This is a genomic window from Micromonospora sp. NPDC005291 (genome assembly GCF_040607415.1).
Lineage (GTDB): Bacteria > Actinomycetota > Actinomycetes > Mycobacteriales > Micromonosporaceae > Micromonospora.
Genome location: NZ_JBEXGR010000008.1, coordinates 47,564 through 61,877, shown reverse-complemented (window position 1 = coordinate 61,877; position 14,314 = coordinate 47,564). Strand labels below are relative to the sequence as shown.

The following is a 14,314-nucleotide window of genomic DNA, read 5'->3' as shown; positions in this document are numbered from 1 at the left end:
ACTCCCACTCTGCGGCAGTGCGCCGCGTCTGCAATCCACGGTAGAAGGGGATGACCAGCCCGCCCTCCGTCCCGAGGAGGAGCAGCCACCCGTGGACCCGTAGGTGCAATACCCGGGCATCCCCTCGCTGACGCCTCCCCGCGCTGCCGGACCCGCTGCGCGGGGAGACGGCGGTCAGGTGTTCACGTCGCGGGGGCCGGGTGGCGCTGAGCTGGGCGGGTAGGCTGGCTGATCGGGCACCCACACCCCGGGTGGCCGGCACCCATACCCCGGGCGGTCACGAGCGGGGCCGCCAGACCGGTGGCCACGACCCGGCCGGGTCCCGTACGCCGGGACGACGGCGAGGAAGCGCAGCCATGATCAGTGTTTTCGACCTCTTCAGCGTCGGTATCGGGCCGTCCAGCTCGCACACGGTGGGGCCGATGCGGGCCGCGCGCACGTTCGTTGCCGGGCTCAAGGCCGACGGGCTGCTCACCGACACCGCGCGAGTCCAGGCTGAGCTGTTCGGCTCGCTGGGTGCCACCGGGCATGGCCACGGCAGTGACCGGGCGGTGCTGCTCGGGTTGGCCGGCGAGTCGCCGGAGACGGTCGACACGGACACCGTCGGTCCTCGGGTCGAGCGGATCAAGGCCGAGCGGCGGATCAGCCTCCTGGACGCGCACGAGGTCGACTTTGACCCGGATCGGGACCTGACGCTGCACCGCCGCCGGTCGCTGCCGTACCACCCGAATGGGATGACCTTCGTGGCGTACGACCGGGCTGGTGCCGAGGTACGCAGCCGCACCTACTACTCCGTCGGCGGCGGTTTCGTGGTGGACGAGGCTGCGGCTGGCGCGGACCGGATCAAGCCGGACAGCACCGCGGTGCGGTACCCCTTCCTGACCGGGGCGCAGCTGTTGGAGGTGACCACCCGCACCGGCCTGTCGATCAGCGAGGTGATGCTGGCCAACGAGCGTTCCTGGCGCAGCGAGGCGGACATTCGGGCCGGTCTGCTGGAGATCTGGCGGGTGATGCGGGAGTGCGTGGAGCGCGGCTGCGAGCGGGACGGCGTACTCCCTGGTGGGTTGAAGGTCCGGCGGCGCGCGGCGGAGCTGCGGCGCGGCCTGGAGGCGGACGCCGGGACCAGCGACCCGCTGCACGTGATGGACTGGGTGACGCTGTTCGCCCTCGCGGTGAACGAGGAGAACGCCGCCGGCGGTCGGGTGGTCACCGCGCCCACCAACGGCGCGGCCGGGATCATTCCGGCGGTGCTGCACTACTACACCCGGTTCGTGCCGGGTGCGTCCGATGACGGTGTGGTGCGGTTCCTGCTGACGGCCGGCGCGATCGGTGTGCTGTTCAAGGAGAACGCCTCGATCTCCGGGGCGGAGGTCGGCTGCCAGGGTGAGGTTGGTTCGGCGTGCTCGATGGCGGCGGCGGGGTTGGCCGAGGCTCTCGGTGGCACCCCGGAGCAGGTGGAGAACGCGGCCGAGATCGGGATGGAGCACAACCTCGGGTTGACCTGTGACCCGGTGGGTGGCCTGGTGCAGATCCCCTGCATCGAGCGGAACGCGGTAGCTAGCATCAAGGCGATCACGGCTGCCCGGCTGGCGCTGCGCGGCGACGGTGTGCACAAGGTGTCGCTGGACAAGGTCATCAAGACCATGCGGGAGACGGGCGCCGACATGAAGGTCAAGTACAAGGAGACGGCGCGTGGCGGTCTGGCCGTCAACGTGATCGAGTGCTGAGTCCGGCCGATTCGGGCATTCGTTCACCGACTGCTAACCTGTCGTCCGTTTCAGGAGGCGGGAGGCTGCGGTGACCTCTGGCGTCGCGGCGTTGTGGTCGCACCGCAACTCGCTCCGCATCCTGGTCAGACGTGACCTGGCGGTCAAGTACCAGCAGTCGGTGCTGGGCTACTTCTGGTCGTTGATCGAGCCGCTCGGCATGGGCGCGATCTACTGGTTCGTGTTCGGCGTGCTCTACTCCCGGGACACCGGTCGGCATCTCGGTGAGGCGGCCGGGTCGTACCCGCTGTTTCTGATCACCGGGATCTTCGCCTGGATGTGGACCAGTTCGGCGCTGAGCGAGGCGACGAACGCCCTGACCGGCCAGTCCCGGCTGATCACCACGATGAACGTGCCGCGTCAGGTCTTCCCGATCGGCCGGGTCACCGGCCGGTTCGCCGAGTACGCGGCCGGCCTGCCGATCCTGATCGCCATCGCGGTGATCTACGTGGTGCACGGTCGGGTCCACCCCGGCTGGTCGCTGCTCGCCCTGCCGCTCGCGGTGGCCGTCCAGGCCGCCCTGCTGGTCGGGCTCGCGCTGCTGCTCTCCGCGTGGAACGTGCTGATGCGCGACGTCGAGCGGCTCATGCGGCTGATCATCCGGGTGCTCTTCTACGCCACGCCGATCATCTATCCGCTCAGTCTGGTCCAGGAGTCCGGCCTGCCCGGCTGGCTGAAGGTGGTCTACGAGCTGAACCCGCTGGTGGGGATCTTCCAGCTGCACCACGCGATCTGGTACCCGGACGAGTTCCCGGACGCCCGGCTGCTCACCACCACCGTCGTCGGCAGCCTGCTGGTGCTGGCCGCCGGCTGGTGGTCGTTCCGCCGGTTGGAACCCGCCGTGCTCAAGGAACTCTGACGTGGCCGCGCCGATCATCGAGGCCGACGGCCTGGGCATCCGGTTCGTCCGCAACCGTCGCCGCCAACTGCGGCTGCGGGAGTTGTTGATCCATCGGGGCGGGCGCGGTGCCCTGCCCGGCCAGTTCTGGCCGCTGCGCGACGTGTCGTTCACCGTCGAGCCGGGCGAGACCATCGGGGTGATCGGCCGCAACGGCACCGGCAAGAGCACCCTGCTGCGGCTGATCGCCGGGGTGCTCATTCCGGACGAGGGCAGCATCCGGGTCAACGGTGCGGTGGCCCCGCTGCTGGAGCTGTCCGCCGGTTTCTCCAACGACCTGACCGGGCGGGAGAACCTGCACCTGGTCGGTGGACTGCACGGGCTGTCGGCGAGCTACCTGAAGCGGCACTTCGACGAGATCGTCGAGTTCGCCGGTGAGCAGGTGGAGCGGGCCATCGACACGTCGGTGCGGCACTACTCGTCGGGGATGAAGGTGCGGCTCGGCTTCGCGATCATCTCGCACCTGCCGCACCCGATCCTGCTGATGGACGAGGTGACCGCGGTCGGAGACGCGGAGTTCCGCAAGAAGTGTTACGCGACAATTGATCGTCTGCTCGGGGAGGGGCGCACGCTGGTGCTGGTGTCACACAACGAAAAGGACCTGACCCGGTTCTGCCGTCGGGGGTTGTACCTCGACGCGGGCCGGTTGACGCTCGACGGCACCATCGCTGAGGCGCTCGACGCGTACGACGCCGCGGTCCCGCGGTGACGCTCGCGATCGTGCTCGCCGCCGGGGCGCCCGCGGCGGGCCTGGCCACCGCGACCGGCGAGCCGCTGGCCGACCGCCTGGCCGCCCAGTTGCGTCGGGCCGGGGCGGACGAGGTGCGCTTCGCCGCCAACCTCGACGAGTTGACCGCGTTGGTCGACAACGCCACCGTGCCCGTGCTGATCACCGGCACCGACCTGGTCGCGCACACCGCCGTACTGCGGCACCTGGCCACCAGCCCGGTGGGTCCCACGGTGGCGCTGGTGCTCGGCGACCCGCCCGTGCCCGGACGGACGGCCGTGCGGGAGGAGCGCGGCCAGGTGGTCGACGCTGGCGCGTTGGACGCCCTCGACGGGGACGCCACCGGCGTGTTCGGCGGCGCGCTGCGGGTCGGCGTGGACGACCTGCCGACCCTCGCCGCCGCTGCCCGGGCCGCCGCGTCCGGGCTGCTTCCCGTCGCCGCCCCGATCGGCCCGGTCGGGGATGTCGCCCCGTTCGGGCCCGCCGGTGCGCGGGCCGACGTGGGCGAGGGCCTGGCGCCGGTCGCGGCCGGTGGCCCCGGGTCCGCGGTGGACCGGCTCTTCGCGGGTCTCGCGGCGCTCGGCACCCTGATCTTCGCCCAGCGGGTACGCCTGCTCGTCGCACGCCGGGTCGACGACGCGGCCGGGCTGGCCGCTGCCGAGGCGGCGGTGACCGCGGTCGACGAGGACCGGGCCGAGTTGCGGCTGTCGGTCAAGGAGAAGGACGACTTCTTCTCCACCTACTTCGTCAGCACCTGGTCGCCGTACGTGGTCCGGCTGGCGGCCCGGCTCCGGCTCACCCCGACCGGGGTGACGGTGATCTCGGTGCTCTTCGCGTTGGCCGCGGCGGTGCTGTTCGGGGTCGGTGGTCGGCCCGCGCTGGTCAGCGGCGCGGTGCTGCTCTACCTCGGCTTCATGCTGGACTGCGTGGACGGCCAACTGGCTCGCTACACCCGGCACTTCAGCGCCTGGGGCGGCTGGCTGGACACGATGGCGGACCGGGCCAAGGAGTATCTGGTCTACGCCGGGCTGGGCTTCGGGGTGAGTCACGCCGGGCTGGGCAACGGTTGGGCGCTCGCGATCGCCGCGATGACGTTGCAGACCGTCCGGCACATGACCGACACCTGGTACGGGGTGCTGCACGACGAGGCGGCCCGTCGGCCACGTACGGCGGGTTCCAGCGGCGGGATCGGTGACCGGCTCAACGCGGCATCGACCCGGGTGCAGGCGGACACCGGCTCGGTGTCGTACTGGCTGAAGCGGACCGTCGTCTTCCCGATCGGTGAGCGGTGGGCGCTGATCGCGGTGACCGTGGCGCTGTTCAACCCGCTGGTCAGCCTGATCGCGGTGCTGGTCTGGGGTGTGCTCGCGTTCGCGTACACCGGGGCTCTGCGGACGCTGCGCGCCCGCTGGATGTGGGTGCCGGTGCTGGACACGGTCGATGCCACTCTGCACCGCGACGACGGGCCGTTGGCCCGCTGGCTGCCGGTGGTCCGCCCGGTGGGGCCCCTCACCCTGGCGGTGATCGCCGCGCTGGGCCCGGCGGTGCTGCTGGTCGCGGCACTGCTGGGCGACGCGCCCGACGAGCTGCGCTGGGCGGTGCCGGTGGCGCTGCTGGTGCTGCTGGTCGGTGGTCTGGGTGCCGGGGCGGCGCACAACGGGCCGCTGGACTGGCTGGTGCCCGCGGCGTTGCGGGCCGCCGAGTACCTGTTCGCCATCGCGGTCGGGGTGGTCGGCGGGGCGCCGGGTTGGCTGATCTTCGGGTACGTCTTCGTGCTCACCGTGCACCACTACGACCTGACCGCGCGGCTGGAGAAGCGGCAGGCGGCACCGCCTCTGCACGCGGCCACGTTGGGCTGGGAGGGGCGCTCGGTGCTGCTGGCCCTCGCGGCGATTGCCGGCGTGGTGGGTATCGGGCTGGCTACACTCGGTGCGTACCTTCTCGTGGTTTTCGTGGTGAGCGTCGCCCTGGCCTGGTTCGTCCGACCGGCCCGCAGCGCGCGGGCGTCGGTCGCGCCGGCGGGCGCTGGGGGTGCCGCGCCGCGCTGACGGAGGGACGGCCGGATGACCCTGATCAGTTTCGTGGTACCGGCCTTCCGGGTGCAGGGGTACCTGCGCGAATGCCTGGACTCCATCCTCGGTCAACCGGAGACCGACATCGAGGTGATCGCCGTCGACGACTGCTCGCCGGACGCCAGCGGCGACATCATCGACGAGTACGCGGCCCGCGACCAGCGGGTCCGCTCGGTCCGGCTGCCGGAGAACGTCGGCCTCGGTCCAGCCCGCAACATCGGGCTGGACCGGGCCGTCGGCGAATATGTGTGGTTCCTCGACGGCGACGACTGGCTGGCGCCGGAGTGCCTGCCGGAGGTCGCCGCGCGGCTGCGTGACACCCGTCCGGACGTGCTGCTGATCGACCACGTCCGCACCCACTGGAACGACACCGCCACCCGCAGCGCGATGGCCGAGGTGTTCCCGGAGTCGCCCGGCGCGGGCACCTTCCGGCTGCGGGACCGTCCGGAGGCGATGCACCTGCTGCACACGGCGTGGAACCGGCTGGTCCGCCGGGAGTTCCTGGTCGACCTGGGGCTGCGCTTCGCGCCCGGCTGGTACGAGGACGTCTCGTTCAGCTACCCGGTGCTGATGGCGGCGCAGCGGATCGGCGTACTGGATCGGGTCTGCGTCAACTACCGGCAACGCCGCGCTGGCGCGATCACCCGGACCCGGGGTGACCGGCACTTCGAGGTCTTCCCACAGTGGCACCGGGTCTTCCACCTGATGGATTCGTGGGGGCCGACGACGGACGCATTACGGTCGGCGGTCTTCGAGCGGATGATCTGGCACTACCTGACCGTGCTCGGTAACGGCCAGCGGATCGCCCCGGAGCTGCGACCGGCGTTCTTCGCGCAGATCACCGCCGACTACGAACGCTGGCTGCCAGCCGGCGGCTATCCGGTGCCGGACGGGGTGGAGGGGATCAAACACCGGCTCGTCGCCTCCGGCCGTTGGCGTACCTTCAGCGCGTTGCGGGCCGCCAGCCGGGCCCGCGACGTCGCCCGTCGGCAGGCCCGCACCGCCCGGCGCCGGGTCGGTCCGGTCGCTCGACGCGGTGCCCGGCTGACCCGCGACGGCCTGCTGCGCGAGTACTACCGGGCGGAGTTGCGTCGGCCGGTCGATCCGACGCTCGCGGTGTACGCCGCCTACTGGTACCGGGGGTACTCCTGCAACCCGGCCGCGATCTACGAGGTCGCCCGCCGGTTGGCGCCGGGGGTACGTGGAGTGTGGATCGTGCGTCGGGACCGGGTGGACACCGTGCCGGACGGGGTGGAGTACGTGGTCGCGGGCACCCCGGCGTACTACCGGGTTCTCGCCCGCGCACGCTGGCTGGTCAACAACGTCAACTTTCCGGACTTCGTCCGCAAGCGGCCGGAACAGGTGCACCTGCAGACCCACCACGGCACGCCGGTCAAGGTGATGGGGCTGGATCAGCAGCGCTACCCGATCGGCGCGGGCCGGATGGACTTCGCGGGGCTGCTGCGTCGGGTGGACCGCTGGGACTACAGCGTCAGCGCGAACAGCTTCTCCACGCAGATGTGGGACCGGGCGTACCCGGCCACGTACACGACCCTGCAGGTGGGCTACCCGCGAAACGACCGCCTGGTCGCGGCCGGCCCGGACGAGGTGCGCCGGCTACGCGCCGAGTTTGGCCTCGGCCCCGACGAGCAGGTCGTGCTGTACGCCCCGACGCACCGCGAGCACCTGCCCGGCTACCGGCCGCCGTTCGACCCGGACCGGTTCGTCAGGGCGCTGGGTGACTCGGGCCGGCTGTTGATGCGCAGCCACTACTTCCACGACCGTGATCGCCGTCCCGGCCGGCCCGTGGATTGGGAGCGGGTTCGCGACGTCAGCGGCCACCAGCAGGTGGAGGATCTCTATCTGGTGGCCGACGTATTGGTCACCGACTACTCGTCGGCGATGTTCGACTATGCGGTGCTGGACCGGCCGATCGTGCTCTACACCCCGGACTGGGAGGCGTACCGGCTGGCTCGGGGGGTGTACTTCGATGTCACGGCCGAGCCGCCGGGCGCGGTGGCGAGCACCTTCGCGGACCTGCTGGATCTGTTCCACACGGACGCGGTGCGGTCGGACGCGGCGACCAAGGCCCGCGAGCATTTCCGGGGCCGGTTCTGCACGCTGGACGACGGGCACGCGGCCGATCGGGTGGTGCGCCAGGTGTTCCTGGGCGAGCCGGGGGAGCGATCTTCGCGCTGTTGATCGCGTCGCGCATCGACTTCTGTCGTGTAATAGCAGCGTCATTGACCGAACATAAGACGTTTACCCGATGTGCTAATCAAATGATCCTGGTCACAGTCTTGTGGGGTTCGGCCGACAAGCTGGGGGAGGAGACGGTGAGCACCGTCGCGCTCAAGGATGTGACCAAGGTCTTCAGGGACGGCACGCTGGCCGTCGACAGCATCAACCTCGATGTGAACGACGGCGAGTTCATGGTGCTGCTTGGGCCGTCCGGCTGCGGTAAGTCCACCGTGCTACGGATGATCGCTGGCTTGGAGGACCCGACCCAGGGTGCGGTCCTGCTCGACGGGGAGCTGGCGAACGACCTTCCTCCACGGGACCGCAAGATCGCCATGGTCTTCCAGGACTTCGCGCTCTACCCGCACATGAGCGTCGGCGACAACATCGCCTTTCCGCTGCGGTTGGCCGGGGTGGAACCGGAACCACGCAGTGAGCGGGTCAGCGACGTGGCCAGCGCGCTGGGCATCGGTGACGTGCTGGCCCGCAAGCCGCGTCAACTCTCCGGCGGGCAACGGCAGCGGGTGGCGATGGGCCGGGCGATCGTCCGCCGTCCAGGCCTGTTCCTCATGGACGAACCGCTGTCCAACCTGGACAGCGGACTCCGTGCCGAGCTGCGCGCGGAGATCTCGGGCCTGACCCGGGAGCTGGGCGTCACCACCGTCTACGTCACCCACGACCAGGCCGAGGCGCTCACCATGGCCGACCGGGTGGCCATCATGCGCCGCGGCGTGCTCCAGGACGTGGGCACACCCACCCAGGTGTACGGCCGGCCGGCGACGCTCTACGTGGCAGCCTTCCTGGGCAGCCCGCGGATGAACCTGCTGGAGGCGTCGGTCTACGTCCACCTCGACCGGTACGTCACGCTCAACCTCGGTGACCAGTCGCTCTACCTGCCCTGGAACGACATCCGCAGCCGGGCGGTGGCGCACTACCACGGTGAGCGGATCGTGGTCGGCATGCGGGCCGAGGCGCTCACCCCGGTCGCCCCGGACAGCCCGGGCGACGTGCTGCGCGGGCGGATCCGCTACCTGGAGCACCACGGGCACGAGTCGCTGGCGTTCCTCGACATCGGTGCGACCGCGATCGTGGTCGACGAGATGGGTGCGCCGTTGGAGCCGCCGCCGGTGGGTCAGCGCGGCCTGCGTCGGTTCGGGTCGGTGATGCAGCGACTCACCGGCAAGCCGGTGGAGGCGCAGGATGCCCCGGATGGTGGCACCCGGACCAGCGTGCTTCCCGATCCGGGCCGGCACCACCGCCGCCCGGCGGAGCTGGCGGTGCGGCTGGCACCGTACCCGGCGGTGACCGCTGGCCACCCGCTCGCCGTCTCGGTCCGGATGGACGCGTTGCACTTCTTCGACGAGCGCGGTGCCCGGATCGACGTGGGTTGGCGCTGACGACCTGCCGGAGCGGGGTGGCGGGACTGCCACCCGGTGTCCTACCTTCTGCGCACCCAGTCCACTGTGAAAAGACCACCGAGAGGGGTGCACCCGTGTCGGGTGACCGTCCCAGCCCGCTCGTCATCGAGCGCATCCTGCGGGATCGCGAGGGCATCTGGCAGCAGATCGTGGCCGAGCGTGACCTCAACGCGTTGACCGGGCGGATGCTGACCAGCTCCGCGATCGCGCTGGCCTGTTACGGGGCGGTGCTGGGCTTCTTCCACAGCCCGCTGATGGCGCTGACCTCCGCGCTCAAGCTGCCGCTGCTGTTCCTGGTCACGCTGGCCATCTGCCTGCCGACGCTCTACCTGTTCAATCTGGTGTTCGGTGCCCGGCTCTCGGTGCGTCAGTCGTTGGCGCTGGTGATGGTGGCGATCACGGTCACCTCGATGCTCGCGGTGGCGTTCGCGCCGATCAGCCTCTTCTTCCTGATCACCGCTCCCGACTACGGCTTCTTCAAGCTGCTCAACGTCGCCATCCTGACGCTGTCGGCGCTGGTTGGGCTGCGCTTCCTGACCGGCGGGATGCAGGTGCTCAACGACCACGGTCTGCTCGCCCCGGAGGCCGCCACCGCCCAGGCTCAGGCCGCGCCGGCCGCCGTGCCCGTAGGTGCCGTGCCCGCTGCCGCGCCGGCCGCCGCACCGGTCCCCGTGCCAGTCGGAGCAGTCGCGGCCGGTTCGGTCCCGAACGGCGCGGCTCCCGACGCCGGCACGATCACCGGGCCAGCTCCCCAGCAGGTTCCGGCCCAGCCGACCGGCGCCTCGTTCCCTCCGGGCATGGTGGCGCCCGGCTACCAGCGCCACTGGGATGAACGCCCGGCCCGACGCGGCGAGCCCACGCAGCGGCCGGCCAGCATGACTCTGCTCTACATCTGGATCCTGCTCTTCGGGTTCGTCGGCACCCAGTTGGCCTGGACGCTGCGTCCGTTCTTCGGTGACCCGGGCCAGGATTTCTCCTTCTTCCGCAGCATCGACGGCAACTTCTACGCGGAGATCCTGCGGACGATCGCCAACCTCTGAGGGCCGGCCGAAAACCGGCGAAGTGCCTGGTTGCCGGCCTGATTACCCCCGAGTAACGTCAGGCCATGACCATCGACTCCCGCCAGGTGGCGGCCGGCATGCTGGAAGCGGTGCCCTTCGCCCGTACGCTCGGCTTCGAATTCGTCGAGGTGGCACCCGAGGCGGAGGGCGGGGTACGGGCAGTCGTCCGGCTGCCCGACTCGCCAGCTACCCACAACCACGTCGGGGGGCCGCACGCCGGGGCCATGTTCACCCTCGGCGAGACGGCCTCCGGCGCGGTCGTGCTGGCCGCCTTCGGGCAGCTGCTCGACCGGGCCGTGCCGCTCGCCGTCCGAGCCGAGATCGCCTACCGCAAGCTCGCCATCGGCCCGGTGCTGGCCACCGCGCGGCTCGGCCGGCCGGCTCTTGAGGTGATCGAGGAGCTGGAGTCCGGACGGCGCCCGGAATTCCCCGTCGAGGTGGAGATCGCGACCGAGGACGGCACGCCCACCTCGGCGATGACCGTGGTCTGGACGCTGCGGCCGAACTGAATTGAACCGTGCCGGGGCGGCGGAAACAGGTTTGCGGGCACAGCGGGGTGGATAGATTCGTACCGTGCTGGGCCTACCTGCTCATGTGACCGCCTGTCTCTTCGATCTGGACGGTGTGCTGACGCAGACCGCCCGCGTGCACAACGCCGCCTGGACGCAGACGTTCGACGAGTTTCTCCGGCAGCGCGCCACGGCCTCCGGCGAGCCGTTCCAACCGTTCGATCCCGGTCCGGACTACAACCGCTACGTCGACGGCCGGCCCCGCGCCGACGGCGTCCGATCCTTCCTCGCCTCCCGCGGAATCGTTCTACCCGAGGGCAGCCCGGACGACCCGCCGGACGCCGACACCGTCAACGGCGTGGGCAACCGCAAGAACGTCCTGCTGCTCCAGCGTCTGCGAAACTCCGGCGTCGAGGTCTACCCGGGGTCGGTGGACTACCTGAAGGCGGCGTCCGCCGCCGGGCTGCGCCGGGCCGTGGTGACCGCGAGCGCCAACGGGGGTGAGGTGGTCGCCGCCGGCGGGCTGGAGCCGCTGCTGGAGGTCCGGGTCGACGGGCTGGTCGCCCGGGCTCAGGGGCTGCGCGGCAAACCGCACCCGGACACCTTCCTCGCCGGGGCCAGGCTGCTCGGCGTCGACCCGACGCAAGCCGCGGTCTTCGAGGACGCGCTCTCCGGGGTGGCCGCCGGCCGCGCCGGCGGCTTCGGTTACGTGGTCGGCGTCGACCGGGTCGGGCAGGCCGACGAGTTGCTCGCGCACGGCGCCGACATCGTGGTCAAGGACCTCGCCGATCTGCTCGACGCGGTCGATCCGGCGACGCCAGCGCGCGACGCTGCTGCCCACCACTCCGCCGGCGAACGGGGTCCCGCGTGATCAGGGAGCGGGCCTATCCGGTCGAGCCGTGGCACGTCCGGGAGACCCGACTGGACATGGACGTGCTGGCCCAGTCGGAGTCGGTCTTCGCGCTCTCCAACGGGCACGTGGGGCTGCGTGGCAACCTCGACGAGGGTGAGCCGCACGGCCTGCCGGGCACCTACCTCAACTCGTTCTACGAGCTGCGCCCGCTGCCGTACGCGGAGGCCGGTTACGGCTTCCCCGAGTCCGGCCAGACCATCGTCAACGTCACCAACGGCAAGCTGATCCGCCTGCTCGTCGACGACGAACCGCTCGACGTGCGCTATGGGGAGTTGCTCGCCCACGAGCGCATCCTCGACCTGCGGGCCGGCACCCTGCACCGGGAGCTGCACTGGCGCTCGCCCGCCGGCCGGGAGGTCAAGGTCCGCAGCACCCGCCTGGTCTCGTTCACCCAGCGGTCGGTCGCCGCCATCAGCTACGAGGTCGAGGCCGTCGACGGCCCGCTACGGCTGATCGTGCAGTCCGAGTTGGTGGCCAACGAGTCGCTGCCCGCGCAGAGCAAGGATCCCCGGGTCGCGGCGGTGCTGGAGTCACCGCTGCATGCCGAGGAGGAGCTGACCACCCCGGACGGCGGGCAGCTGATCCACCGCACCAAGGTCTCCGGCCTGCGGGTCGCCGCGGCGATGGAGCACGAGGTGCACGGCCCCGACCGCACCACCATCGAATCCGAGGGATACGAGGACTGGGTTCGCACCACGATCGCCTGCGTGCTCCAACCCGGCGAGAAGCTGAGGGTGATCAAGTATCTGACGTACAGCTGGTCGAGCCGGCGGTCGCTGCCCGCGCTGCGCGACCAGGTCGGCGCGGCGCTGGCCGGCGCACGGCTGGACGGCTGGGACGGGCTCCACCGGGAGCAGCGCAACTACCTCGACGCGTTCTGGGACGCGGCCGACGTGCTGGTCGAGGGCGACCCGGAGGTGCAGCAGGCGGTCCGGTTCGGGCTCTTCCACGTGCTTCAGGCCGGTGCCCGGGCGGAGCAGCGGCCGATCTCGGCGAAGGGGCTGACCGGTCCCGGTTACGACGGGCACGCATTCTGGGACACCGAGATGTTCGTCCTGCCGGTGCTCACGTACACCCAGCCGAGCGCGGTGCGTAGCGCCCTGCAGTGGCGGCACAGCACGCTGGATTCGGCGAGGGAGCGTGCGGAGACGCTCAACCTCAAGGGCGCCGCATTCCCCTGGCGGACCATCGAGGGGCCGGAATCCTCCGGATACTGGCCGGCCGGCACGGCGGCCTTTCACATCGCCGCCGACATCGCCGACGCCATGCGCCGCTACGTGATGGTCACCGGGGACACCGACTTGGAGCGGGAGATCGGGCTGGAGCTGCTGGTGGAGACCGCCCGGCTGTGGCGCTCGATCGGCCACCACGACCGGCACGGGCAGTTCCACATCGACGGTGTCACCGGCCCGGACGAGTACACCGCGGTAAAGAACGACAACATCTACACCAACCTGATGGCGCAGCGGAATCTGCTCTCCGCCGCCGACGTGGTGATGCGCTACCGGGACGAAGCATTCCATCTCGGGGTCACCGATGAGGAGGCCGCGAGCTGGCGGGACGCCGCCACCTCCATGCACGTCCCGTACGACGAGGAGCTCGACGTCCACCAGCAGGTGGAGGGCTTCACCCGCCTCCAGGAATGGAACTTCGCCCACACACCGGCGGAAAAGTATCCACTGCTGCTGCACTACCCGTACTTCGAGCTGTACCGCAAGCAGGTGGTCAAGCAGGCCGATCTCGTACTGGCCATGCACTGGCGGGGGGACGCGTTCACGCCCGAGCAGAAGGTGCGCAACTTCCTCTACTACGAGCGCCGTACCGTACGTGACTCGTCGTTGTCGGCCTGCACCCAGGCGGTGCTCGCCGCCGAGGTGGGCCACCCGGAGCTGGCGCACATCTACCTGCGCGAGGCCGCGCTGATGGACCTGCACGACCTCAACGAGAACACCCGGGACGGCGTACACATGGCGTCGTTGGCCGGCGCGTGGCTTGCCCTGGTCGGTGGCCTCGGCGGTCTGCGGGACCACGACGGAATGCTGTCCTTCGCGCCCAGGCTCTCCAGCCGACTCAGCCGGCTGGAGTTCTCCCTGCAATGGCGAGGGCTGGCGCTGCGCGTGGATGTCCGGCCGCACCAGACGACGTACTCGCTCCGACACGGCAGCCCGGACGATGTGGTGGAACTGCGCCACCACGACCAGTTGCTGCGGGTCACCTGCGACGAGCCGGTGACGGTGCCGGTGCCGCAGGCTGAGCCGTCCGGCCCTCCGCCGGAGCATCCACCGGGCAGGTCGCCGCTGATGCGGTTGCCCGAGCACGAGAAGTGACGGTCGGGGCGGGAGTGATCCCCGCCCCGACCGCCCGCGCCTACGTCCGTCAGATGGGCTCGCCGGTCGACGGGCGCCCGATCGCGTCTCGGGGCGCCATCGCCCGAGGATCATCGGGTAGGCGCGCCTCAGCGGCCTGGTCCCCGAAGTCCTGATTGCGCTCGGCGTCCTGTTCGCGCCGGTTCCGCTCGTCCATCTGCTGCTGTCGGGACGTCTGCTGCTTGGCCATGGCGATCCTCGCGATCCGTCGGGGCGCGGTTGCGCCGACACGGTCTGCGGTCGTTCGTCGCGTACCCGACGGCCCTCCCGGCAAACTCGGCCCGTAGCTCGGTGCGTGCGGTGCGGTGGGCGGGGTAACCGGGCCGCAGGCGAGCACGCGGAGGTG

General features: G+C 70.7%; 11 protein-coding genes. 10 read left to right on the top strand and 1 reads right to left on the bottom strand.

The genetic code is table 11. The annotated features are described in order from the left end of the window. The first annotated feature begins 356 nt into the window (after nt 1–356). From ABZT18_RS13810 to ABZT18_RS13765, 10 genes are all read left to right on the top strand, one after another. Complete coding sequence (locus ABZT18_RS13810; protein ID WP_354992577.1) at nt 357–1,727, top strand: L-serine ammonia-lyase; 1,371 nt, start codon at nt 357–359, stop codon at nt 1,725–1,727. Nucleotides 1,728–1,797: 70 nt separating this feature from the next. Beyond that, nucleotides 1,798–2,625, top strand: a complete 828-nt coding sequence (locus ABZT18_RS13805) for an ABC transporter permease (RefSeq protein WP_354992576.1) — start codon at nt 1,798–1,800, stop codon at nt 2,623–2,625. A gap of 1 nt (nt 2,626) precedes the next feature. After that, nucleotides 2,627–3,373: an ABC transporter ATP-binding protein gene (locus ABZT18_RS13800; RefSeq protein ID WP_354992575.1), complete on the top strand. Its 747-nt coding sequence runs from the start codon at nt 2,627–2,629 to the stop codon at nt 3,371–3,373. A 41-nt stretch (nt 3,374–3,414) separates the two neighbouring features. After that, nucleotides 3,415–5,439 (top strand): DUF5941 domain-containing protein, encoded by a 2,025-nt coding sequence (locus ABZT18_RS13795; RefSeq protein WP_354993096.1) that lies wholly within the window; start codon nt 3,415–3,417, stop codon nt 5,437–5,439. A 15-nt stretch (nt 5,440–5,454) separates the two neighbouring features. Beyond that, nucleotides 5,455–7,665, top strand: coding sequence for a bifunctional glycosyltransferase family 2 protein/CDP-glycerol:glycerophosphate glycerophosphotransferase (locus tag ABZT18_RS13790; RefSeq protein ID WP_354992574.1), 2,211 nt, complete (start codon nt 5,455–5,457; stop codon nt 7,663–7,665). A gap of 80 nt (nt 7,666–7,745) precedes the next feature. Next, on the top strand, nt 7,746–9,098 hold the full coding sequence (locus ABZT18_RS13785) for an ABC transporter ATP-binding protein (protein ID WP_354992573.1): 1,353 nt from the start codon (nt 7,746–7,748) through the stop codon (nt 9,096–9,098). Between the two features lie 95 nt (nt 9,099–9,193). Then, entirely contained in the window at nt 9,194–10,159 is a 966-nt protein-coding gene (locus ABZT18_RS13780; protein ID WP_354992572.1) for a hypothetical protein, read from the top strand. A gap of 65 nt (nt 10,160–10,224) precedes the next feature. Further along, nucleotides 10,225–10,689 (top strand): DUF4442 domain-containing protein, encoded by a 465-nt coding sequence (locus ABZT18_RS13775; protein WP_354992571.1) that lies wholly within the window; start codon nt 10,225–10,227, stop codon nt 10,687–10,689. A gap of 64 nt (nt 10,690–10,753) precedes the next feature. Next, a complete protein-coding gene (locus ABZT18_RS13770; protein ID WP_354992570.1) occupies nt 10,754–11,560 on the top strand; it encodes a beta-phosphoglucomutase family hydrolase in 807 nt (268 codons plus the stop codon). Next, nucleotides 11,557–13,929 (top strand): glycosyl hydrolase family 65 protein, encoded by a 2,373-nt coding sequence (locus tag ABZT18_RS13765; protein WP_354992569.1) that lies wholly within the window; start codon nt 11,557–11,559, stop codon nt 13,927–13,929. The genes ABZT18_RS13770 and ABZT18_RS13765 overlap by 4 nt, the downstream gene beginning before the upstream one ends. 49 nt (nt 13,930–13,978) lie before the next feature. Here ABZT18_RS13765 and ABZT18_RS13760 read toward each other — a convergent pair whose 3' ends face one another. Further along, entirely contained in the window at nt 13,979–14,158 is a 180-nt protein-coding gene (locus ABZT18_RS13760) for a hypothetical protein (protein ID WP_354992568.1), read from the bottom strand. Nucleotides 14,159–14,314: the final 156 nt, after the last annotated feature.